17 protein-coding genes are annotated in these 22,173 nt (G+C 70.2%); 5 read left to right on the top strand and 12 right to left on the bottom strand.

Annotated elements, in window-relative coordinates; translation table 11 throughout:
* Positions 1-2: 2 nt before the first annotated feature.
* Together KS423_RS01010 and KS423_RS01005 are read right to left on the bottom strand one after the other, a co-directional pair.
* A complete protein-coding gene (locus tag KS423_RS01010) occupies positions 3-431 on the bottom strand; it encodes a hypothetical protein (RefSeq protein WP_224273696.1) in 429 nt (142 codons plus the stop codon).
* Positions 432-440: 9 nt separating this feature from the next.
* On the bottom strand, positions 441-1,682 hold the full coding sequence (locus tag KS423_RS01005; RefSeq protein WP_224273694.1) for a hypothetical protein: 1,242 nt from the start codon (positions 1,680-1,682) through the stop codon (positions 441-443).
* 445 nt (positions 1,683-2,127) lie between these two features.
* Here KS423_RS01005 and KS423_RS01000 point away from each other — a divergent pair, with 445 nt between their 5' ends.
* Entirely contained in the window at positions 2,128-2,448 is a 321-nt protein-coding gene (locus tag KS423_RS01000) for a hypothetical protein (RefSeq protein WP_224273687.1), read from the top strand.
* A gap of 77 nt (positions 2,449-2,525) precedes the next feature.
* Here the strand turns inward: KS423_RS01000 and KS423_RS00995 are convergent, their stop codons facing one another.
* On the bottom strand, positions 2,526-3,476 hold the full coding sequence (locus KS423_RS00995; RefSeq protein ID WP_224273680.1) for an NADP-dependent oxidoreductase: 951 nt from the start codon (positions 3,474-3,476) through the stop codon (positions 2,526-2,528).
* Between the two features lie 70 nt (positions 3,477-3,546).
* Between KS423_RS00995 and KS423_RS00990 the strand changes: the two genes are divergently transcribed.
* Positions 3,547-4,545 (top strand): GlxA family transcriptional regulator, encoded by a 999-nt coding sequence (locus tag KS423_RS00990; RefSeq protein WP_224273673.1) that lies wholly within the window; start codon positions 3,547-3,549, stop codon positions 4,543-4,545.
* A 74-nt stretch (positions 4,546-4,619) separates the two neighbouring features.
* Here KS423_RS00990 and KS423_RS00985 read toward each other — a convergent pair whose 3' ends face one another.
* On the bottom strand, positions 4,620-5,033 hold the full coding sequence (locus KS423_RS00985) for a RidA family protein (RefSeq protein WP_224273671.1): 414 nt from the start codon (positions 5,031-5,033) through the stop codon (positions 4,620-4,622).
* Between the two features lie 155 nt (positions 5,034-5,188).
* Complete coding sequence (locus KS423_RS00980) at positions 5,189-6,007, bottom strand: barstar family protein (RefSeq protein ID WP_224273670.1); 819 nt, start codon at positions 6,005-6,007, stop codon at positions 5,189-5,191.
* Between the two features lie 168 nt (positions 6,008-6,175).
* On the opposite strand from KS423_RS00980, the gene KS423_RS00975 reads away from it, so the two are divergent.
* Entirely contained in the window at positions 6,176-6,916 is a 741-nt protein-coding gene (locus tag KS423_RS00975; protein ID WP_224273663.1) for a hypothetical protein, read from the top strand.
* A gap of 146 nt (positions 6,917-7,062) precedes the next feature.
* On the opposite strand, the gene KS423_RS00970 is transcribed toward KS423_RS00975, so the two are convergent.
* The 3 genes from KS423_RS00970 to KS423_RS00960 all read right to left on the bottom strand — a co-directional run bounded on the left by KS423_RS00970 (position 7,063) and on the right by KS423_RS00960 (position 8,438).
* Entirely contained in the window at positions 7,063-7,368 is a 306-nt protein-coding gene (locus tag KS423_RS00970) for a hypothetical protein (RefSeq protein WP_224273661.1), read from the bottom strand.
* A gap of 71 nt (positions 7,369-7,439) precedes the next feature.
* A complete protein-coding gene (locus KS423_RS00965) occupies positions 7,440-7,994 on the bottom strand; it encodes a hypothetical protein (protein ID WP_224273659.1) in 555 nt (184 codons plus the stop codon).
* Between the two features lie 15 nt (positions 7,995-8,009).
* The gene (locus KS423_RS00960) at positions 8,010-8,438 is read right to left on the bottom strand and encodes an ATP-binding protein (protein WP_224273657.1); all 429 of its coding nucleotides are present in this window, start codon (positions 8,436-8,438) and stop codon (positions 8,010-8,012) included.
* 156 nt (positions 8,439-8,594) lie between these two features.
* Here KS423_RS00960 and KS423_RS00955 point away from each other — a divergent pair, with 156 nt between their 5' ends.
* Both KS423_RS00955 and KS423_RS47840 read left to right on the top strand, forming a co-directional pair.
* Positions 8,595-9,545: a helix-turn-helix transcriptional regulator gene (locus KS423_RS00955; protein WP_308020116.1), complete on the top strand. Its 951-nt coding sequence runs from the start codon at positions 8,595-8,597 to the stop codon at positions 9,543-9,545.
* Complete coding sequence (locus KS423_RS47840) at positions 9,505-9,645, top strand: DUF397 domain-containing protein (RefSeq protein WP_308020115.1); 141 nt, start codon at positions 9,505-9,507, stop codon at positions 9,643-9,645. Before KS423_RS00955 ends, KS423_RS47840 begins: the two co-directional genes overlap by 41 nt.
* 7 nt (positions 9,646-9,652) lie before the next feature.
* Here the strand turns inward: KS423_RS47840 and KS423_RS00945 are convergent, their stop codons facing one another.
* The 4 genes from KS423_RS00945 to KS423_RS47835 form a co-directional block, all read right to left on the bottom strand.
* Entirely contained in the window at positions 9,653-10,246 is a 594-nt protein-coding gene (locus KS423_RS00945; protein ID WP_224273653.1) for a DUF4291 domain-containing protein, read from the bottom strand.
* Between the two features lie 140 nt (positions 10,247-10,386).
* Entirely contained in the window at positions 10,387-11,028 is a 642-nt protein-coding gene (locus KS423_RS00940) for a hypothetical protein (protein ID WP_224273649.1), read from the bottom strand.
* A 23-nt stretch (positions 11,029-11,051) separates the two neighbouring features.
* The gene (locus KS423_RS00935) at positions 11,052-17,510 is read right to left on the bottom strand and encodes an RHS repeat domain-containing protein (RefSeq protein WP_224273648.1); all 6,459 of its coding nucleotides are present in this window, start codon (positions 17,508-17,510) and stop codon (positions 11,052-11,054) included.
* 89 nt (positions 17,511-17,599) lie between these two features.
* Positions 17,600-21,997, bottom strand: coding sequence for a LamG-like jellyroll fold domain-containing protein (locus KS423_RS47835; protein ID WP_224273646.1), 4,398 nt, complete (start codon positions 21,995-21,997; stop codon positions 17,600-17,602).
* Between the last annotated feature and the right edge of the window lie 176 nt (positions 21,998-22,173).

Raw genomic sequence — 22,173 nt, 5'->3', positions numbered from 1 at the left:
CCTCACTGCTCCGGTTTCGCGGTGCGGGACTTGCCGGCGGGCTTCCCGTCCGGTCCGTCGCCGTCGCCGGTGTCGTCACCGGTGTCGTCACCGTCCGTGGCGTCGGCGCGGTCTCCCCACGCGGTCCTGCCGAGGTGGTCCCGAAGGCGCTGCTCGTGCTCCCGGGTGACCTCCGCCATCCGCCGGGCGTAGTCGATGCCGAGCCCGCTCAGCTCAAGGGCGAACCTCAGGTCCTCGTCGGCGACGAACTTGCAGTACTCGCTGTAGACCTTCCCCCAGGCGAGCCTGCCGGTGGCCAGCCCGGCCGTCAGCTCCGCCCAGTCGCCCCACATCGTGGTCTGGAGCTCGGCGATCGCGGCCGCGGTGGACCGGAGGTGTTCCCAGCCCGCTCGGAGTTCGTCGTTCAGCTGTTCGGGTGTCTCGGGGCTCATGGCCACTCCTCAGGTCGGGTTTCCGGTAGGGGCCGGCTGCGGGCTCAGCAGCGTGCTGTGGTGGAACCCCAGGCGGGGATCGGTCCAGACGGGCAGCTCGGGCAGGTGGGTGCGCAGCTCCGGCATCTCGACCCGCAGCCGCACGGTGTTGGCCGGGTAGTCGTACACCGTGATCGTGTTGAGTCCCCGGTTGGCGGTGAACAGCAGGGACTGGTCGGCGGAGAGCTGGCAGGCGTAGATCCCGTCGATGAGCGTGCCGCGGGTGACCCGAAGGGCGCCGACGAAGTGCTTGCTGCTCGGGCCGGGCGAGCCCCGGGTGAAGGCGTCGGTGACCTGCCGCGCGGCCTGCCGGGCGGAGCGCAACTGGGCGGCCAGGCGCGGGCGTTCGTCGATCACGCGGTACGAGGCGAAGTCGGCGAGGTCGATCATGACGATGGTGCCGCTGCCGCCGTTGCAGTAGATCAGCTCGCGGTCCGAGACGCAGACGTCCGAGTTGATGTGCGCGGGGACGCTCTGTCCGCAGGCCCAGTGGCGCAGGATCTGCCCGGTCTCGGCGTCGATCTCGTACACGTACTCCTTGAAGTAGGCCATGGCCCACTCGTGCCAGTCCCGGCCCTCCTGCGGCAGCACCCGGAAGGACAGCGCGTAGAACCGGTCGTCGCTCGGGTGGCAGGCCACGTGCCAGCAGGTCGTCGGCAGCCGCACCCGCCGGGCGACGCGCTTCTGCAGGTCGAAGACGCCGACCTCGGCCGCCTCGCCGCGGCCCGGGTGGTCCATGCCGCCGTAGACGACGTACCGGCCGGAGGCGGTGCGCTTCATGGCGTGAGGGAGCTTCAGCAGGTGGTCGCCGATGCGCTGGGCCTCGGTCGGTCGGTCGAGGTCCAGCAGCCACAGGCCGTCACCGATCGCGGTGACGCCGTGGGTGCCGTCCAGCCACACCATGTGGGTGCTGCTCTTGATGGCCGCGTCGGGGGGTTCGAACCGCAGGGTGGAGACCCGCTCGCTCTCGTCCAATGACTGGACGTCGTAGAAGAGGAGCTGCTGCCCGGCGTTGCCGAGGAACCCGAACCTTCGGTCGGGGGTGATGCTGACGGCGTGGCCGCCGGAGACGCCGTCGTAGTACCGCACCCGGTAGGCGTACTCGCCGGTGTCCGGGTTGTAGCGGAAGACACAGACGCCGGCGGCACCCTCCAGGCCGTTCATGCCGTTCCCGTCCAGGGCGATGTGGAAGGCGTAGGGGTAGGTGCCCATCTGGTTCCTGACCTCCACTGATCATCGTACGAGGGGTGCGGTTTGATCGCATGCCGTCCGTGCGGAGCAAAATTGGGAAGTTTGCCGACGAACTTCACCGGTCCGGGCGCGCACCGATTGTGACACGGTGGCTGTTTGCGGAGCTGCTGCGTCGGCTTGATCGACCATCGCGTCGGAGTGCGTGTGCGACCCGTGTGTGTGAGCCTGGAGTCGGCGGCCCTGTAGTCGAGCCGTCACGCACCGTGGCGACATCTCGCCCGGTTGCGGAAATTCCTCACGGAAAGGCGGGGTGATCCCCATGCCCGGAGACCCGGCGACGAAGGTCATCGTCACGCAGGAGAGTGCCCCTGTCGGCTCTGCCGGCGGAAAGCCCGTCAAGGGGTTCCATATTTTCACTGTCTCGATCCACGTGGAGCCGACGGAAGGTGAATACAAGCCGGGGCAGGTGCATTACGCTTTCACCGTCCCGACCGGCTGGAAGTGGGTCGAGTGGGGGAACCACTACTACTACAACGACGAGACGTACCAGACGACCCCGGCCAAGGCCCTCGACGTGCAGGTCGACGGCAAGGTGCTGTCCTTCGATCTCGACACCCATCTGAACTCGACCACCTCGGACGGTACCCGCCTGGTCTTCACCGTGATGGTCGAGCCGGTCGGCGGGACCAAGCCCGGTACGTACAGTGACGGGCTCGTGGTCGTCGGCAAGAGCGGCCAGCAACTGCTCCCGGTGCAGGCCACACTCTGGGGCGTCACCACCCCGTAGTCCGCGGGATCGCCGACGGCGGTGCGGATCCGGGCCGGATCCGCGCCGCCGAGGTGTGTGCGGTCTGGTGGGGGCCGTTACGGGCGGACGGTGAGCACCAGCTTCCCCGTGACCCGGCCGGTCTCGCCCTCCGTGTGGGCCTTCGCCGCCTCGGCGAGCGGGTAGGTGCCGGAGACGTGCACGCGCAGCTGCCCGGACTCGGCGAGTGCGGCGATCGCGGCCATGCCCGCCTGGTCGTGCTCGACCAGCATGGCCTTCGCCCTCACGCCCAACTCGGCTGCCCGTGCGGTCACTTCGTCGAGGTCGTGCGGCAGGATCGACACCAGGACGCCGCCCGGCCGGAGCGTCTCCAGGGAGCGCAGCCGGTCCTCCCCGCCGAGCGGGTCGAGAACCACGTCGATGTCGCGGGCCTCCTTCACGAAGTCGGCGGTGCGGTAGTCGATGACCTCGTCCGCGCCCAGGCCGCGGATGAAGTCGTGCTTGGCCGCGGATGCGGTGCCGATGACGTACGCGCCGCGCGCCTTGGCGATCTGCACGGCGACGTGCCCCACGCCGCCGGCCGCCGCGTGCACCAGCACCCGCTGCCCCGGCCGGACCCGGGCGGTGTCGACGAGGGCCTGCCAGGCGGTGAGCGCCACCAGCGGAAGGGCGCCGGCCTCGGTGTGGGACAGCGCGGCGGGCTTGGGCGCGAAGGCCCGGGCGGGACCGGTGACGTACTCGGCGTGCGAACCGGCTCCGTACGGGTACGGCAGCATGCCGAACACCTCGTCGCCCGGCGCGAAGAGCGAGACGCCGAGGCCGACCGCCTCGACGACGCCGGAGGCGTCCCAGCCGAGCGTGAACGGGGGCTGTCCGAGGAAGATCTCGCGGTCGCGGTGCTTCCAGTCGGTGGGGTTGACCCCGGCGGCGTGGACGGCCACGAGGATCTCGCCGACGCCGGGTGCGGGGCGTTCGACCTCGGCCTCGTGGAGGACGTCCGGGCCGCCGAAGGAGGTCTGGGTGATGGCTCGCATCGTGTTCGTGGTCATGGATCAAGCGTGCGGCCCCGGCCCTGACCTGGGAAATGGCAGGATTGCCAAAGACCGATAGGATCGTGCCATGCCTGCGATGGAACCCTGCGGCCTCCGCGACCGGCCGCCGCACCGCGTCGTCGTCCTCGCCCTGGACGGCGTGTACCCCTTCGAACTGGGCATCCCCAACCGGGTCTTCCCCGGGGTGCCGGGGGCGTACGAGGTGGTGACGTGCGCGGCGACGGACGACCGGACGGTCGCGACCGACGCCGACTTCACGATCACCGTCGGGCACGGGCCCGAGGCGCTGGAAAGCGCCGACACGGTCGTCATCCCGCCCTACGCCCTGCAGCGCGTCACCGCCGACCTGCCGGAGTCGGACCGCGCGGCCCTCGCCCGGATCCGCCCCGGCGCCCGCATCGTCTCCATCTGCACCGGCGCGTTCGCGCTGGCCGCCGCCGGTCTGCTCGACGGGCGGCGCGCCACCACGCACTGGGCCCTGGCTCCCGCGTTCCGCCGGATGTTCCCCCAAGTCGACCTGGACGCCGACGTGTTGTTCATCGACGAAGGCGACGTGCTCACCTCGGCGGGCGCCGCGTCCGGGCTCGACGTGTGCCTGCACGTGGTGCGCTCCGACCACGGCAGCGCCGTCGCCAACCAGGTCGCCCGGCACTGCGTGGTGCCGCCCTGGCGCGAGGGCGGCCAGGCCCAGTACATCGAACAGCCGGTGCCACCGGAGGGAAACAGCGGCACCGCCGCGACCCAGGCCTGGGCGCTGGAACACCTCGACCGCCCGCTCGCGCTACGGGAGTTGGCCGCGCACGCCCGCATGAGCCCGCGCACCTTCGCCCGCCGCTTCCAGGAGGAGACGGGCACCAGCCCGGGCCGCTGGCTGATCCAGCAGCGGGTGCACCGCGCCCGCCACCTGCTGGAGACCAGCGACCTGCCGGTCGACCGGATCGCCGCGGAGATCGGCTTCGCCACCGGGGCGTCGCTGCGCCAGCACCTGCACGCCGCGATCGGAGTGTCGCCCCAGGCGTACCGGAACACGTTCCGGGGCCGGAGCGGGACGCCCGAGCAGGTCTGAGCGCCGCAGCGCGCGGGGGCCGGGCGGGACGGACCTGCCCGCCGCCCGGCCGTGGCGGCGGTCGGGCGCCGTCCTCAGGAATCCCCGTTGTCCTGGCAGGCCCACGCGTCGATCTCGACGCGCAGAGCCGGTGAGGCGAGCCGGGAGACGTAGAGCAGCGTCATGGCCGGCTTGTGGTCGCCCAGCCAGCTGTCGAAGGCCGCGCGCCGCCGGGCCGGCTCGCCCTCCTCGTTCTCCCCGACCAGCAGGAAGGTCAGCTTCACGACGTCGCGTACCCCCATGCCGGCCGCGTCGAGATTGCGCCGCAGGTTCTCCAGGGCGACCTCGATCTGCTCGACCGGGTCCGCGGGCACCGATCCGTCCGGCCGCATCCCGATCTGACCGGACAGCACCAGCCATCGCGCCGGTTCGCGGACCTCGATCTGATGGGTGTATCCCGCGACCGGTTGGTGCACGTTCTCCGGGTTGCGGTAGATCACTGCTGCCACCTCACTGCCCCCCCCAACGGGTGGGCGACATCGCCACACGCTGTGAACCGAGTGTAGTTGACGGCGATTTCGGGAACCGGACCGTCCCCTGCCGGCGGCCTGCGGCCCGCGATCGGTCGGGACGCCGCCCGCCGACCCTCGGGAGCGACCAGCCGTCACCGCAGGACCACGCTGATGCCCCGGCCCTCGAAGATCTCCACGATCAGGTCGAACAGCGATGCTGTGCCGTCGCTGGTGGGCGTGCGCTCGGCCAAAGCCGCCCTGGCCTCGGCCGAGGACTCCCACCGCAGCGTGAAGGGAGGGGTGGCACCCCAGCCGCCTCTCAAGCAGTCGTCGAGAGCATCGAGGTTCCAACCGAAGTATCCGCCAGGACCGTTGACGGCCTCGCCCATCGCACAGTAGAAGCTGTCCTCGTCAACGATGTGCCGACCGTCCAGCGTGAACACTTCGCCGACGGGAGTATCGACCGTCCTCCGCCGTCGGTACTGATGGGACCACAGCGCCACCGACAGCCACGCTCGTCTGTCCTCACGGTCCAGGTCGTGCCACATTCCGGTGCGATTCAGGCGCCCCATGCGGATCAGGTCCCACATGACGTCCGCCCCGGGCAGGGCGTTCTCGCACCACAGCGTCACCGTGAGGTCGACGAGGCCGGCTCCGCGGGGGGAGGGCTGGACGTCGACGACGGTGACCTCGCCGACGAAGTAGGACCCCATGGTGGCACCGTCGGCATCAAGGACGTCGAACCAGGCGTTACCCGCCATGGCGCGACGACTGCCAACGTGGTCAAGGCTCTTGAGGAGGCCGCCCTGCGGGAGGCAACCCGTGAGGTGCACTCGTCGTGCTCCCGCCTCCTCCGGCAGCGGCGTGAACAACCCGTCGGCCTCATGAGCAAAGCCCCAGAAGTCGGCGTCGTCCTCATCCGAGGTCAGAGCGTACTTCTGCCCCTCGCTACCATGACCTGCTGATCGCATCGCGCTCCTCGTTGGAGCGCTGATCCTACCGGCGCCCCGCAACCTGACGGGTTGATGCCGACCGTTCACCGCCCCCTGACCCCATCCCCATCGGAGCCCCTTGCCGCCCTGAGCGGAGGCCGCGCGAATTCACATGACAGCTGAGGCCGGCTCCGCGATCATTGGCCGGTGGCCACAGAACCGGACCTTCTCAGCCTGAACGTCGTCTGCCCACCGCCCGGCGAGGGCGGCATCGAGGTCCGCCCGATCGTCAATGGCCGGGACCTTCTGGCCGACGCCTTCCCCGGTGGGGTGGGAGGCTCCCTGTACGCGGGAGTGGGCCCCCGGTATCTGTTGGGCCGGGACGGGCCGTTGCATGCCACTGCGACGCCCCACGAGGTTCGTCTCGCTTGGTCCGGGTGTGGCGTGGAGATGTGCTGTGGTGCCCTGTACATGACGGTCAGGCGTGACGGGGAGCATGTCGTCTGGGAGGGCTGGCGCGACCCGGCCAATCAGGACTTCCACCTGCCGGAGCTTCGGTTCACCACGGGTCAGTACGAGGCCGAGGTCCTGCGAGCCGGAGAGGACCGCAGTTGGGAGTGGCCGGCAGGAGTGGTCAGGCGGCTGCTTGAGGCGGGGCTGAGGGGGCGCGAGGACTGGCTCGCCAGGTGGGACTGCGAGTTGGAAGACGTCTGGGCCTCCCGGGGCGAGCAACCCGATCAAATCCACGTCGTCCTGAACCATCCCCCAAACCGGGCCGATACATGGCTGCCCTGGGCCCAGTTCCTGATGACCTTCCCGATCTCCGCCGACGACCCGTCGGACCAGGCCGAGCGCCTTGAAGCGCAGCTGACCGCAGGCGATCCCCGGGCCACCGCCGAGCTCTGCGGAGGTTACAACCCCGAGCAAGTGGGTTACCCCTGGCCGTAGCCGGCCGACCCGCTGTTCATGTGAACGGCAGGAAGAGGCGAGGTGGGGCCTCCGGGGGCGCGCTGCTCACCCGGCCGACGGCCCGCGCATCGGGGAAGTGCGTGAGAAGCCGGTGGGGCCGACTTCCCGCGCGGGGTGGGAGGGGACTACGCCGGCAGGTCGTGGGCGATGGCCCGCAGGACGTCGGCGAGCCACGTCAGGTGGTAGCTCAGCGCGCGATCCGGGTCGGCGAGCAGGTCCCTCAGGTGCTGCCAGGATTCCGAGAGCTGTCCGATCGTGAGGTCGTCCGGCTCCCGCGTGACGTCGTAGAGCTTGTCCGGGGGGATGGACCAGAAGTAGTCCTCGTCCAGGGCGACGGTATCGCCCGCCGCAGCGGCTTCCACGTGGCAGAGCAACACGTCGAACGATCTGCGCAGCTCGGCGAGGGGCACGGACAAGGGCTCACCAGTCATGATCACCATCATGGGGGACCGGTGAGGGTTACAGGAAGTCGGTGGGGCCGACTTCCTGTGCGCGGCGTGGGTCAGGTGTGGGTGGCTGCTTGGGTGCGGCAGTGGGTGAGGGCGTACTTGAGGCGGGTGTCGGGGGTGGGGGTGGTGGTGAGGAGTTCACCGGCGGTGACGAGGGTGGTCCAGTACAGGGTGGGGTTTCCGGTGCGGGGCAGGGGGTGGGCGACGGCGAGGGAGAGGTAGGCGGCGGTGAGGTTGCCGGTGGTGAACCAGCGGTTCAGGCCGTGCTGGTGGCCGGGGCGGATGCCGCCCATGGCGTCGACGGCGGTCAGGAAGTGGTCGACGACGGCGAGTTCGGTGGTGGTGAGGGAGGCGGGGACGTCGAAGACGCCGAGGGCTTCGAGGAGTTCGCCGGTGTCGGTCTCGGAGCCCGTGCGGGCGTTGGCGAGGAGGGCGTCGTAGCAGTCGTCGAGGCGGCGGGTGGTCTCGGCGAGGGGGATGGTGAGGGCGAGGCAGACGGCGCGGGCGGAGGGGAGGGGTTTGCGGGTGCGGCGGGCGAGGAGGGCGTAGGTGGCGGCGGGGGTGGTGCCGCGGGAGAGGGCGTGGCGGGCGAGGGTGGCGAGGTGCATGGCGTGGTTGGGCTTTCAGACGGTGACGAGGGAGGGGGCGGGGGCGACGAGGGCCCAGATGAACTTGCCGATGCCGCCCGGTCGGGTGGCGCAGCCCCAGCGTTCGGCGAGTTCGTCGACGAGGAACAGGCCGCGGCCGTACTCGTCGTCCGGCGCAGCGGTCCGGAGGGACGGACGGCCGCTGCCGGCGTCGTGGACCTCCAGCCGGAGGCGGGAGTTGACGAGGGCGAAGCGGATCTCGATGTGCCGGTCGGCGGGCGCGTCGGAGTGCTGGACGGCGTTGGCGAACAGCTCGCCGAGGAGCAGTTCGGCGGTGTCGCAGTAGCGCTCGCCGGTGGGCAGGCCGGAGAGGTAGGCGCGGAGCAAGTACCGTGCGAGGGGCGTGGATTCGGCCCGGGAGTCGAGGCGGGCGACGAACGTGCGGGGGCGGCGGGCAGTGAGCATGGGGGGACCTCAGGGGCGGAGGGGGCGTGCGAAGGGAGCGCGCAATCACGCTACGCATGCAGATGATTGCGTTCCGGTCTCAATGATCGGCCTGCGGAGATACGGTGATGGCCGAAATCGGGTACCAGGCACACGCGGTACGTCAGGGGGTCGGGCATGGCACACCGGCGACTCAAGAGCGAAGTGACGGCCAGTTCGGCGCGGATCTTCGGCGAAGAGCTGCGGTTCTACCGGGAGATGGCCGGCTACACGCAGGAGCAGTTGGCGAAGCTGCTGCACTGCACCAGGCCGAACATCACAAGGTACGAGTCCGGCCAGAGGCGCATGCCGCCGGACATGGTCGTGCAGGCAGATCTGTTGCTCGACACGGGCGGGTCGCTGAAGCGGCTCTGGGACCGGGTGGACTGGAACGCTGGGGTTGAGCATCCGGACTGGTTCCAGACTCATGTGGACATGGAAGCCGAGGCGGTGGCCGCGAGGATCTTCCAACTGGCGGTCATGCATGGACTGCTGCAATGCCGCGAGTATGCGGAGGCTGTCTTCGCGGTCAGCGACGCGGCGGGGAAGCCAAAGGTGATCGAGGAGCGAACGGCGGCTCGACTGGCGAGGCAGACGCGATTCCTGGATCCGGAAGGGCCTCTTCTGCTGGTGATTCTGGATGAGAGCGCCATCAGGACTGTCTTCGGTGGGCCTGGAGTCATGCGACGCCAGATGCAGCACCTGCTGGCTATCGCAGAACTCCCGAACGTGATCATCCAGGTTGCGCCATTCGGTTGCCGGCAGGCCATCATCGACAAGTCCATGGTGATGCTGGAGATGCCTGATGGTCGGACCTGTGTGTACTCCGAGAGCCTCGATCGCGGGCATGCCAGCGATGATCCGGCGATCGTGGCGGCTCATCGCCGCAGCTATGATCTGGCTCACGGGGCGGCACTGCCAGTGGCCGACTCGCTTGCGCTGATCGCCGATGCGCTGAAAGGGTTCATGGATGACGAGGATCGAGCTCGACGCGACCGTCTGGCGCAAGAGCAGCCACAGCGGAGGCAACGGCGGCGACTGCATCGAAGTGGCCCCCGGATTTCTCCCCGGCGTCGTCCCGGTCCGTGACTCCAAGGACCCCAATGGCCCGGCCCTGATCTTCCCCGCCGCGGCTTGGGGATCCTTCATCGCGGCGATCCAGGACGGCGAATTCCCCGTTCAGGACTGACTTGAACTCAACCGGCCAGGTGGGTCAGGAGTGTGTCGCCGGACGGGTACGCGCTTTCGGCCGGGAGGAGCTGCCGGGCGGCGTCCAGGTTCCCGTCCCGCACGTGGGCGTGGATGGTGTGCGCGAGTGCGGTGACGTCCTTCACCGAGACGATCCACTCGTCCGCATAGCGCGCAGCAGCCTCGCCGGCGAGGCCGAGCTGAAGCGACCGGTAGGGCAGCGGCTGCAGGCGCAGATCACGCTCGGGATCCCACTGCACGCGCGCCGGGGACCGCTTCAACTCACGCTTCCACGTTGCCCGGTCGGGGTGCAGTCCGTGTTCGTAGTGGGACAGGCAGCTGTTCTCCAGGGCCCACTCGAAGCCCTCGCGGGTGATCTCGATCGCGAGGACGGTTTCCTGGCCTTCCTTTCTCGCCCATCCGCAGCGGTACATCATCCAGAGGAACGACGGTTTGATCCACGTCATCCGGTCCCTCTTCCACGCCGCCGGGAAGCGGCCGTCCCGTGCGGCGGGCAGGCCGATCTCCGGCGAGTACGCCTGGTAGACGGTCACCGTGGTGGCGGTGTGGAGGGCGCGGATCCGATGCTTGGGTTCTGGCACGGTGACCAGGGTCGAGGTTCGGCGCGTGTCGCGCCAGCGGATTTTCCGGGCCCGACGGGGCCGGCGGAAGCCCCGCCCCTCGGTGGATGGCCGGATGCGGAACGAGCGCCCGGCCGGGGTTCCGGCCGGGCGCTCGTTGGTCATCCGTCGTGTTCGGCGGCCCGGGTCCGGGCCCAGGCGATGAACTCGTCGGCGACCGGATATCCCGTCTCGACCTGGCTGACCAGTTCGTCCAGTTCGGCCGGTGATGCCTCGTCGACCCGGAGGATCATCCGGGCCCAGCCGGGCGGCCGGCCGCGGTGGAACTCGAAGCTGGGACTGCAGATCTCCGTGAACAGTTCGTCACGGTCGAGCAGCCGCCGCATGGTCGGAAGGGTGTGCTCCCGAAGGACCTCCGCCATGGCCTGGCCGGCGGCATCGGGGTCGATCCGTCCGCCGTACGCCCAGTTCGGGTTGAGCGGATTCACGTCGTCGGGCTCGTAGGCGGCCTGCTCCGGTGGAATCACGCCCCACTGCACGATGGCGGCCGACGCGTCCGGAGCCTTCTTCCTGGCGGACTCCCAGCTCTTGCGGTAGCTCCACGCCCAGGAGGCGGCCGGCACGATGTACGCCTTGACCGTGAACACCTCCATCGCCGGATCGAGGCGTCGGGCCCGGAACTCCAGCAGCGCGTGGTCGCCGTTGTCCGCGGCCAGGCGGTACACCAGGCCCTTGCGGGTCAGACCGGCCTCCTTTGCCACGGGCGCCACGTGCTGTCGGGTCCACGCGTCAAGAGACACCATCTCTCTTCCTCCGTTCGGAATTGTCATGCTGCCAGGTCGAACAGCGCCTGCGTCACGGCCACGGTCGTCGCCGTCCCCGCAGCGGCTCCGGCCTCCACCGGGGCACCTGCCACGACTCCCGCGATGACGAGGACCCCGGCCGGGATCAACAGCGGCGCCATGCTCACCCCGCTGTCGGCCAGCGGCGTGGTCCCCAGACCCGGCTGGTGCGCGGTGCCAGGGTACTTGCCGGGCGCCGGGCCGGGAGTGGCGGTGGGCACCCGTGCGGCCTGCGACTGCTGCGCCGTACCGGAAGCGGGCATGTGCTGCTTCATCTTCTGATTGTCCGGCTTCCCGTAGATCACCGCACCCTCCGCCGGGCCGACCACGATGTTGCCGTCGGGCACGTCGTAGGGGCCGGCGATGCTCCACCCGAGGACCGCCTGCTTGCCGTCCTCCTGCAGCTTCTTCACGTACCACTCGGCCTCCGGCACGGCCTTGGACGCCTCACCGGCGGACTTGACCTCCCACACGTAGTAGACGTCGCTCTTGGGGTCGTGGCCGAGGATGTCGACGAAGCCGTTGTTGCAGTCCGTCAGCGAGGGGTCGTCCATGCACTTCTTAGTGGCCCGGGGAACCGAGGCGCCCTGCAGGACCTCGAACTTGTTCGCCCCCATCTTGGACGCCTGCTTCTTGATCTCCCCGGCGGCGACCTCCTGCGCGTTGTTGTGCGCGCTCGTCCTGTCCATCGGGTGCTTGATCCCGAGTTCCTTCTTGGTCGCCCGGATGGCCTTCAGGAGCGCCGTGATGGAGTTGAACAGGCCCTCAAGGATGTTGCGCCCGGTCGGGTCGCTGAGGGTCAGCGGGTTGTTGTCGCCGTAGGTGTACGCCGCCAGCGACTGCGGGTCCGACATGGTCATCACCGGGTCGACGCTGATGAACCGTCCGGTGGCCGGGTCGTACTCGCGGGCGCCGAGGTGGGTGAGCCCGGTGGTGTCGCTGGTGCCGCCGAGGAAGCCCCGGGTGCCGGCCCAGGTGGACGGGGCGGTGCCGCGGATGCCACCGAAGGGGTTGGTGCGGCGCTGGGCGACGGCGCCGGTGGTGGCGTCGACGCCGACCTCGGCGGTGCCGTGGTGGTCGGCGACCTGGAAGGTCACCCGGTTGTCGTCGGTGCGGACGGCCGTGGCACCGCCCAGCGCGTAGTAGCGGGTGGCGGTGGGCTTCGCCGCGCCCTTGACGAGGTTGAGCTCGGTGCCGCCGAGGTACAGGGTCCAGTTCTCGGCGGCGGGGTTGGCGGAGTCGAGGGTGTGGCCGAGCAGGCGGTTGCCGCCGGCGTCGTAGAGGTAGTCGGTGCTCCGGGTGGCGGTCGTGGTGGAGCCGGTCGTGGTCGTGACGGTGTCGACGACCTTGCCGAGCCGGCCCTCCACGTCCCAGGTCAGGGCCTGGTCGCTGGTCTGGTTGCCCGACGGCTTGAGGTGCCGGCCCGTGGTGTTGCCGGCGTCGTCGTAGTCGTAGCTCTCCGGTACGGGGGTGCCGTTGGCACCGGTGACGGTGCTGGTGCCGGTCAGGGTGTGCGGGCGGGCCGCGGTGGCGGCGGGGTAGGTGTAGGTCGTGGTGGCGTCCTGGGCGGTGTTGCCGGTGGCGTCGTGCCGGGTCTCGGTGGCCCGGGTGCCGTTGGTGTTGTAGGTCCAGCTGGTCCAGTACGGGGCCGGGCCTCCGAGGGCGGCGCCGTTCGGGCTGTCCGGGCAGCCGGCGCCGTTCGGGGTGAACGCCTCGGTCAGGCGGGCCAGGTAGTCGTACCGGAAGCACTGCCGGTCGGTGCCGGAGCGCGAGGTGTCCGTGACCGAGGTGACGTTGCCGGCCTGGTCGTAGGTGTAGGCGGCGGCGCGAACGGCTCCGGTGACGCCGTACTGGTCGGTGCGGCTGGAGGCGAGGCGCTGGGTGCCCCACTCGTAGGAGTTGGTGACGTACAGCTCCTTGCCGGCAGTGCCGTTGCTGAGTGTGGACTGCAACGGCTTGCCGGTGAGGCTGAAGGTCTGGTTGGTCAGGTACTTGCCGATGCCTTCGACGGCGGTCTGCCGGCGCAGCGCGTCGTAGGTGAACGAGACGGACTCCGCGGGCAGGTTGCCGGCCGCCGGGTAGGTCATGCTCTGCGGCAGGCCGTCGAGGCGGTAGATGCTCCCGCTGACGTAGCTGCCGGCGAGGGCCTCCTGGCCGGGGACGGACGGGACGGTGACGGTGGTCCGGGTGGACCGGCCGAGGGTGTCGAACAGCGAGTAGGCGGTCTTGTACTGGTAGGTGGTGCCGCCGACGGTGCTGTAGCGGGTGCTGGAGGACAGCACGCCCTTGTTGCCGGACGGGTCCCACGCCTGCGAGGTCAGCAGCGGACCGGTGGCCGAGCCCTCGTGGGTCTCGATCAGGCGGCCGAGGTTGTCGTAGACGCTGGCGATCGTCTTGCCGCGGCCGTCGGTGGTGCTGGCCAGCTCGCCGCGGCTGCCGTACGCCTTGACAGTGGTTCCGCTGTCCGGGTCGACCGCCTTGGTCTGCCGGCCGAGCTGGTCGTAGAGCCAGGTCCAGGCCGTTCCGGACGGGTCGGTCAGCTTGGTGAGGTTGCCCGCCGGGTCGTAGCCGTAGCTGGTCGCGTCGTAGGCGCCGGTCGGGGTCGCCGACTTGTACTGGCGCAGCTCGGTGGTGTGGCCGGCCGCATCGGAGATGGTGGTGGTCGGGGTGCCGCCGGTGGGCGGGGTTATGGTGACCCGGTCGCCGCCGTACTCGGTGAGCGTGCTGGAGAGCGGGGTGCCGACGCCGTTGCCGGCGAGGGCCGTGACGCTGACGACCCGCCCGAGGCCGTCGTAGGCGGTGGCGGTCTGGCTCTCCACCCCGGTGGTGTCGTCGACGTTGCGCAACGTTGTCGAGGGCGCGCCGGTGGCGTAGTACGGGGCGTAGGCGAGGGCGGCCTGGCCGCGGTCGTCGTAGAAGGTGTCGGTCAGCACGCGGCCGCCGTTGTCCGCCGGGTCCTGGGTCTGCCGCACGCGGGCGAAGCCGTCGTAGAGCGTGTACCCGGTCTGCTGGGTTCCGTCGCTGTTCAGCGTCTTGGCGGAGATCGCGATGATCTTGCCGTCCGTGACAGCGTACTCGAACTCGTGGTTGGGGCTCTGCCCGGTGCCCTTCGAGCGGTTGGGCTGCCAGACCTTGAGGGTGCGGCCGAGCGCGTCGTACTGGATGTCGGTGCGGCGGTTGTTGGCGTCGACGGTGTCGTTCGTCAGGCCGCGTACCGGCTCGTAGTCGGTCGTGGTGACCTGGGTGGTGGTGGTGTCGCCGGCCTTGGCGGGCGGGCTGGTCACCACGGACTTGGCGGGCCGGCCGGTGGCCGGGGTGTAGGCCGTGGTGGTGGTCCGGGCGTCCGGCGAGGCCGACGTGACCGGCCCGGTGGCGCCGGTGGTGTCGTAGATCGTGATGGAGGCCAGGTTGGTGGAGGTCAGCGTACGTCCGTAGACGTCGTACGTGAACGCGTTGTCCAGGTAGGTCGCGCTGTTGCCGGTCTGCGACTTGAGCGATTGCGCGAGCGTGACGTCACCCTTGGTGGGCGCGGCGCCGTACGCCTGACCGTCATAGCGCACCCGCTTGTCGGACAGGACGGCGGAGGTGCCGTCGGCCTGCGTCTGCCGGCTGACGTCGCTCCCGCAGCCGACGGCCACGGTCTCGACGCGCATGATGCTGGACAGCAGCCAGGCGGCCGTGTTGTCGGCGTAGGTGGTGCGGGTGCACTTCTCGTCGCCCGCGACCGCCACGTCGCCGAGGTCCTCCACTACCGTGGAGCGGCCGTAGTCGTCGCGGGTGGTGTTGCTCCTGGTCTCGCGCCAGGTGTTGCCCGCGCCCTTGTCGAGCGAGGTGAAGGCGCGGGTGACGGCGATGCCGGTGATGTTGGCGGTGGTGGTGCCCCAGTCGCGGACCCGCTTGGCGGTCTCCTTCTTCCAGGGGGTGTTGACGGTCTTGCCGAGGACCGCGCCGCCGGGCTTGTCGTACTGCTCGGTGCGGTACTCGAAGCCTGCCCAGGCGTTGTCGTCGGTGATCGTGGTGCCCTGGCCGTCGTCGACGGTGACGGTGCGCTTCTTCGTCTTGTCGGCGGGGTCGGAGCGGTCGCCGTCCATGCCGCGCAGGTAGTAGTGGTCGGACTGGGTGGACATGGCGGCGACGCCGCCGGTCTGCACCCGGGTGCGGGCGTAGCCGCGCCACTGGGACCAGGTCTTGAGCTTGTCCTTGGTCAGGCCGTCCTCGTCGTCGAAGTGCCAGGCCGCGTCGCCGAGGTAGCTGTAGCGGGTGACCATGTCGGGTGCGCCGCCGGTGCGGTCGGTGCCGATGACCGACTCGACGACGTACTTGTTGAACCACTCCGTGGTCACCGGGCTCTCCAGCGAGGCCTGGTACATCTGCGGGAAGCAGCGGGTGGTGTTGTTCTGCGGGGTCGGCAGGGCGTTCCAGTCACAGGCCGGCGCCGAGTAGTTGACGTCGATCTGGCCGCCGAACTCGTCGGTGATGGTGCCCAGGCGCTGCTTGATGAACGGCATGCGGCCGTCGCCGACCTTGTCGAGCCGGTTGGCCAGCTGCTTGTAGGCAAAGGTGGTCTTCGGCAGCGAGACGGACGGGGTGGCGGAGGTGCCGGTGTGCTGGATCGAGTCCAGCAGGAGCTGGTAGTCGAAGTCGGCGGTGCCCCACTTGTGCTTCAGGTCCCAGGTGTCGATGGCAGCGTAGCTGCCGTCGGCCTGCAGGGTCTTGGCGACGACCTGGGTGAGCCGGGTGCGGGTGAAGTAGGTGGGGGAGTACTTGCCGGTGCAGTCGGTGCCGTCGGCGCAGTTCTGGTCCCACGGGGTGTCGTACCAGTACTGCCGGTTGGCGTCGATCTTCGCCGGGTCGCACACGCCGGCCGCGGTCTCCAGGCAGCGCTCGGCGGTGCCGAACTCGACCCGGCCCATCGGCTTGACGGTGGCCGAGTACAGGTCGCCCTGCTGCTGGCCGTACTCGATGTGGTCCAGGCGCCCGCCGCGTATGTAGGGGGTGCGGTCGGTGGCCTTCAGGTTGCGGCCGTAGTTGTTGGTCTCGGGCGTGTACCAGTACGTGATGTCGTTGCCGTGGGCGTCGACCACCAGGTCCAGGTTCCACCGCCAGCCCTGCTGACACCAGGACGAGGCGAAGTCGGCGCCGTTGCACGGCTCGCCGGCGTTGTTGCCGTAGACCGGCACGGTGTAGACGGACTTGGTCTCCGGCTTGCCCGCCGACCAGTTCGGCAGGCGGTTGTAGCCGAAGTAGTAGTTGGTGCCGTCGGGCGTGGTGGCGCGGAAGTACTCGCCGTCGTTGTCGCCGTTGCCCCGGGCGGTGTCGCGGACGCGCACGATCTTCGTCGCGTCGTCGTTCTTGAGCCGCCACTCGTCGCCGGAGACCGGGATCAGCTCACCGGAGTGCCCGGCGAAGCTGATGGTCGCGTTGTCCGTGCCCCAGCACAGGTCACCCGGATTGGAGGTGCCGGTCTTCGGTGCGCCGTCGTCGGCACAGGCCTTGTAGCTGCGCTCGACGAAGCCGGGCGACAGGTCGAAGCCGTCACCGACCCAGGACGCCTGGTTGTTGCTGTTGGCCGTGCGGCCGTCGATCGCACCGGAGTTGTAGCTCAGACCGACCTTCGGGGTCAGCCCGCCGGGCATCGCGGTGATCGGCATGTCGTACGACCAGGTGAACGATCCGCTGTTCAGCGCGGTCGACCAACTCGACGCGCTGGACAGCGGCGTCGCCTTGTAGTCGCCGCTCGGGCCAGCCGTACCGGCCGTGGCGGCCAGCACCATCGCGCCCGGCGCGGACTGCAGGCGCATCGACCCGGCCGGGGCCGTGGTCAGCGTGTCCGCCGCCACGGTCTGCTTCGCGGGGTCGTTGCCGCCCGGCAGCGGGGTCTGCACCCGGCACTCGGGCAGGTCGGGCGTGGTGAGCGCGCACTCGGGCAGGCGGACCAGCTTCAGACGAGAGCCGAAGCCGGAGCCCGCGGCCTGGGCGAAGGACGAGTAGTCGACGGCCAGGCCGCTGTTCTCGTCGGCGCCGGAGACGATCAGCAGTACGCCGTTGATCCCGGCCTTGGCGGCGGCGTCCTGGCCGAGCAGCTCGACCTTGGCCTTGCCCGCCGTGCCCGAGGACGAGAGCGCGACCGGCAGCTGGCCGGCCTTGACCGCCTTGCCCTTCTCGCCGGGCACGTCGACGGTGGCGCTGCCCGCGCCGGGCAGCGCGCCGTGCTTGCCGTCCGTCTTGCTGACGGTGGTGTCGGCCTTGCGGCCCTTGGTCTTGGCGTCCGAGCCCTTGACCGGCTTCTCGGGTGAGACCGCGGAGGGCTTGGCGTACGGTTCCGCGGCCGCCGCGACGGCGGCCAGTGGCAGTGCCGGCAGCAGCGACCCGACCAGCGTGCCCGCGATGATCGCGGACACCCTGGACCGGGCCGGCCGAGGCACCGACCTCTTCCTACTCATGGGTGGAACAACTCCTCGAAAGGGAAGTGGATATGGCAGACCACGGGCCGGGCGGCAGGTAGCCGCCCGGCCCGCGGAAGGATGAGGGGTCAGACCCCGGTGGAGGTGTCCAGCTCGACGTTGTAGTTGGCGAGCTTGCCGATCTGCGCCGGGCTCAGCACGCCCTGGTAGAGCCAGACGTCGTCCAGCTCACCGGAGAAGTACTCGCCCCAGGCGCCGGCGTCCTTGCTCCGGCCGAACTGCACGCCCCCGCCGGCCTCGTAGGGCTGCGGGACACCGGCGGCCCAGGAGATGTGCGGGGTGCATCCGGTGGAGTTGTCCGCGCAGCCCTGGTTCTCCACCTGGCCGTTGACGTACAGGGCGAGCCGGTCCGAGAAGGCGTCGTAGCTGACCGCCAGGTGGGTCCAGTTCTCCATGACGGAGATGGCCGAGGTGTGCGCCGTCCTGGTGCGCGTCCCACCGGTGTTGGCATCGGTGTCGCGCACCTCGGCCTCCCACTGGCCGGACGGCTGCCCGGTGACGGGGTCGTTGCCCAGGGGGACCCAACGCACGGTGACCGCGCTGCTGTTGGCGCCGGCAATGGACAGGGCGGTCATCTTCCGGGTCGGGACGCCCGCCGTGTTCGCCCAGCCGGCCAGGGTGAAGCTCTGGCCGGTGTGCAGCGGGACGGAGCCGGTGGCCGCGTAGCCGGTGGAGCCGTCCAGCAGCAGGGTGCCGGGGACGGGCAGCACGCCGCCGTCGGCCTTGATCGAGGCGCCGCCGCCGAGCTGGGCGCCGGCCTTGGCCGGGCCCTCGTCCGGGGTGACGGCCGGGGTGCCGGTGGTCGAGGCGAGCTTCCAGCGGCCGGCCAGCTGCGGGCGCTGCTGCACCATGGCGCTGGCCTCCGGGCCGGTGACGACGCGGTCGTAGAGCCGCACGTCGTCGATGTCGCCGCCGAAGAACTCGCCGTTGGCGCCCTCGCGGTTGACGGCACCGATCTGCAGCGGGCCGGGGTTGGCCCACGGCGCGTTCTGGGTGTAATCCGACTCGCCGACCAGGAAGCCGTTGATGTAGAAGCGCAGCTTCTTGGCGGCGGTGTCGGAGACGCCCAGCAGGTGGGTCCACTCGCCGGTGGTGCCGGCGAAGCACGGCGCGCCGTTGATCTGGGTGCCCGGGGTGCAGTCGGGCTGCCAGGTGCGGACCAGGGTGTCGGCGGAGGTGTCCTCCTTGTAGCGGCCGAAGGCCCAGCGCTTCCAGTAGGTGGAGTAGTACAGCGAGAACTCGCTGTTGTGCTGGCCGATCTGGCTGACCGCGATCTTCGCGGTGGTGTCACCCGGGGTCGGCGCGGGCAGCTTGACCCACGCGGAGACCGAGAAGTCCCGGCTGCCGTCCACCTGCGGGCGGGTGCCGCGCAGGTAGTCGTCCACGCCGTCCAGGTGGATCGCCTTGTCGGCGATGCCGGGCCGGCCGAGCGCGACGCCGTTGTAGGCGGTGAGGTTGTCGGTCTCGGCGGTGCCGGCCGGCTTGGCGTCGCTGCCGTCCAGGTGCCAGACCGCCTTGGCGGGTCGGCCGATGGCGAGTTGCTTGTCGGCGGCCACGTCGGTGACCTCGGCCTGGCTCAGGGAGCGGTCCCAGATCCTGACCTCGTCGATGGCGCCGGGCCAGAAGTCGACCCACTGGCCCTTCCAGCGGGTGCGGCCGATCTCCAGCGGGCCGTGTCCGTCCCAGACCGCGTTCGCGGTGGCCGACTTGGCGAGGGTGCCGTTGACGTACAGCTGGATGGTGCGCGTGTCCGCGTTCCAGACGCCGGTCAGGTGGGTCCACACGCCAGTCGTCGCGGGGTCGGTGGACTGCAGGCCGATCGTGCTCGCGTCCTGGTTGCCGGCCGCGGTCTGGACCTTGAAGCCCCACTTGGGGACGCCGGCGACGTTCTCGATGCCGAGGTGGAAGGCGTAGTAGTCCGGGCCGCCCTGGCTGACCGCCGCGCGGGTTCCGGTGGTGCCGTCGAACCGGACCCAGGAGGAGACGGTGAAGCTGCGGGTGGTGTCCAGCACCGCGCCCTGGGTCTCGGCGTAGCCGTTGGCAGTGCCGTTCAGGGCGAGGGCTTCCTTGAGGTGGCCGGGCGCCCCCGGGGTGGCGCCGGACCCGAGCGCGGCCTCGACGTTGCCGCCGGCGCCGGTGACGCTGGTGCCGCTCGGGTCGTCCATCGACCAGGCGGCGCGCTGGGTCTGGCCCGAGAGCACGTTGAAGTAGTACGTCTCGGGCTGCGAGGCGTTGCCCGCGCCGTCGACGGCCCGGGCGGAGAGGAAGTGCACGCCGGCGGTCTGCGGCTGGATGCGCACGCTCTGGCCGGCGCCGCCGCTGGTGGCGATCTCGTTCGCCGCGGACGGTGAGGTGTCGAGGCCCCACTGGTACTTGACCACGTCGGTGGCGGCCGACTTCATGGTGAAGTAGCCGCTCCTGCCGACGCCGTCGGTCCACGGGAGCGCCGCGGTGGCGTCCTTGGAGCCCGGGTAGGCGTCCGAGGTGATCGCCGGGCCGTCCGGTGCGGAGGTGTCGACGATGAAGTAGCAGCCGGTCGGGTCACCGTCGGAGGACCACGGCCCCCACTGCGCGCCGTCCCACGCGCGGGCCTCCCAGTCGAGCTGGAGGTTCTGCGGCAGGTTGGTCGGCAGCGGCCAGGAGAAGATCGAGCCGGAGGCCTTGAAGGTGTCCCACCCCGGTGCGGCGTCCTCCGAACCGGTGGACCACCAGCGCCGGCGCAGGCCGGTGCCGTCGTCCCAGCCGACCGCGAACTGGACGCCGATGGCCTCGCCGTCCGGGTCGGTGGCCCGGGTGGTGACCTGCGGCATCTTGTTGATCTTGATGCCCGGGTACTGGCAGACCGAGCCCGGCGACATCGTCATGTCGGACATCGGGATCTGGTTGGGCCGCAGGTTGTAGTACACCGACAGGTAGGCGTCGTCGGTGAAGCGCTTCCAGGCGAGGGTGTCGCCCTCGTTCTGGGCCTTCAGACCGAAGGTGATGGTCGGCCAGCCCCAGTTCGCGGCGTCCTGGACGAGGTTGCGCACCGCGCCGTCTTCGCCGTACTCCAGCCAGCCGCCGGGGCAGTTGCCGCCCCAGCCCTTCGCGGTGTTGATGGTCTGCAGGTAGCGGCCCCAGAACCCGGAGGAGTTCTGGCCGTTCCAGGTCAGGCCGGGGGCGATGTAGCCGGTGTTCCACAGCTCGACGGGCCGGGCGTCGCAGGAGTACGACCAGCTCTCGTAGGTGCCGAAGGTGGCGCTGAGGATCTGCTTGCCCGCGAACGGGTTGGGCACCTGGAAGAACGCCCGCTTCACGTCGGTCGGCGCGCACCGCGAGGTGTCGCCGCAGTAGCCGACGCCCCAGTCGTGGACGTAGCTGCTGTTGTACGTGAAGTGCCAGTAGGCCTGGTTCGGGTAGGTGCGCGAGACACCCGCCCAGTCGCCGGCGTGCGGGGTGTTCCACGCCGGGTCGATCATCACCGGGTAGACGGTGTCAGGGGCGTCCAGCATGGCCTGGTCGGGCGACAGCACCAGGCTGTCCTTGGGCAGGTCGACCTTGAGCCGGGTCATCTTGGCGCCCTCGCCGGGCAGGTCGCCGTAGCCGGCGGCGGCGGGGTCGTCCTGGCCGGCGGCGGGAGCGTTCTGCGCGGGGGCGGCGGCCTCGGCCTGCGGAGCCGCCTGCGGGGCGGCCTTGAGAGCCTTGGGGGCGGCGGCCGGGGCGTTCGCCGGGGCGCTCGGCGTGGCGGTGGCCGGCTTGGAGGAGTCCCACATGACCGGGACGGGCGCCTCGAAGACGGTGCCGCCGCCGGACGGGTCCTTCGCGGAGAGGGTGCCGTCCGCCTCCTGGCTGAACGTCAGGCCGTTGCCGTGCAGGCCGAGCCGGAGCTGGTCCAGCTCGGGGTTCTTCGCGGCTTCGGCGGTGTGCACCACGATGACCTGGGTGAACCCGGTCTTGGTGGCGGACAGCCGCAGGTCCACGTCCGGCAGGATCGACGCGTACTCGGCGGTCGCGCCGTTGACCGCCGGCTTGGGCAGCGGCTTCGGCCAGCTGAGCTTCAGCTCCTTGCCGGCCCGGGCCATCGTGACCAGCGGCGCGCTGCCGCCGCCGGAGAACTGCAGGTCCGCGGTGGACCCCTTGGGGGCGACGGCGCCGCCGGGCAGCGACTGCAGCGTCGGGTCGAGCTCCACCCAGGCGCCGTTCTTGCGCACCCGCCTGGGCTGGACGTAGGTGGTGGTCTTCAGCTTGCCGTCGGGCTGGGCGACGGTGTCGCTGGTCTCGCTGCGCTTGGCGAGCACCTCGACCGGCTTGCCGGTGCGGGCGGCCTCGTGGACGGCCAGGCTCTCGGCGGTGTCCTGGGCATCCGTCACGCCGGGCGGAGGTGTCCCTCCGGTGGCGGCGGCCGGCACCACCGCGGTCGCGGCCAGCGCGACCGCGGCGAGTGCCGCGGCGAGCAGGCTGCCCGACCGTCTTGCTGATGTTCTCACTGTGCGTAAGCTCCGACTCAGGTATATGGGCGAAGTGCGAGCGGATCTTCATGGACACCTAAACGAAGTGTCAAAGGCTCATGAGAAAGCGGTGAGGAGGTATTTCCTTGTCGACGTATCGTCAGATCGGGAGTAGTCCAGGTAAAACCGGATAAAATGTCTGATGGTCTGTGACG

It is taken from the genome of Streptomyces sp. LS1784 (genome assembly GCF_020103755.1).
Taxonomy (GTDB): Bacteria; Actinomycetota; Actinomycetes; order Streptomycetales; family Streptomycetaceae; genus Kitasatospora.
This window is presented reverse-complemented; position numbering and strand designations above follow the sequence as displayed.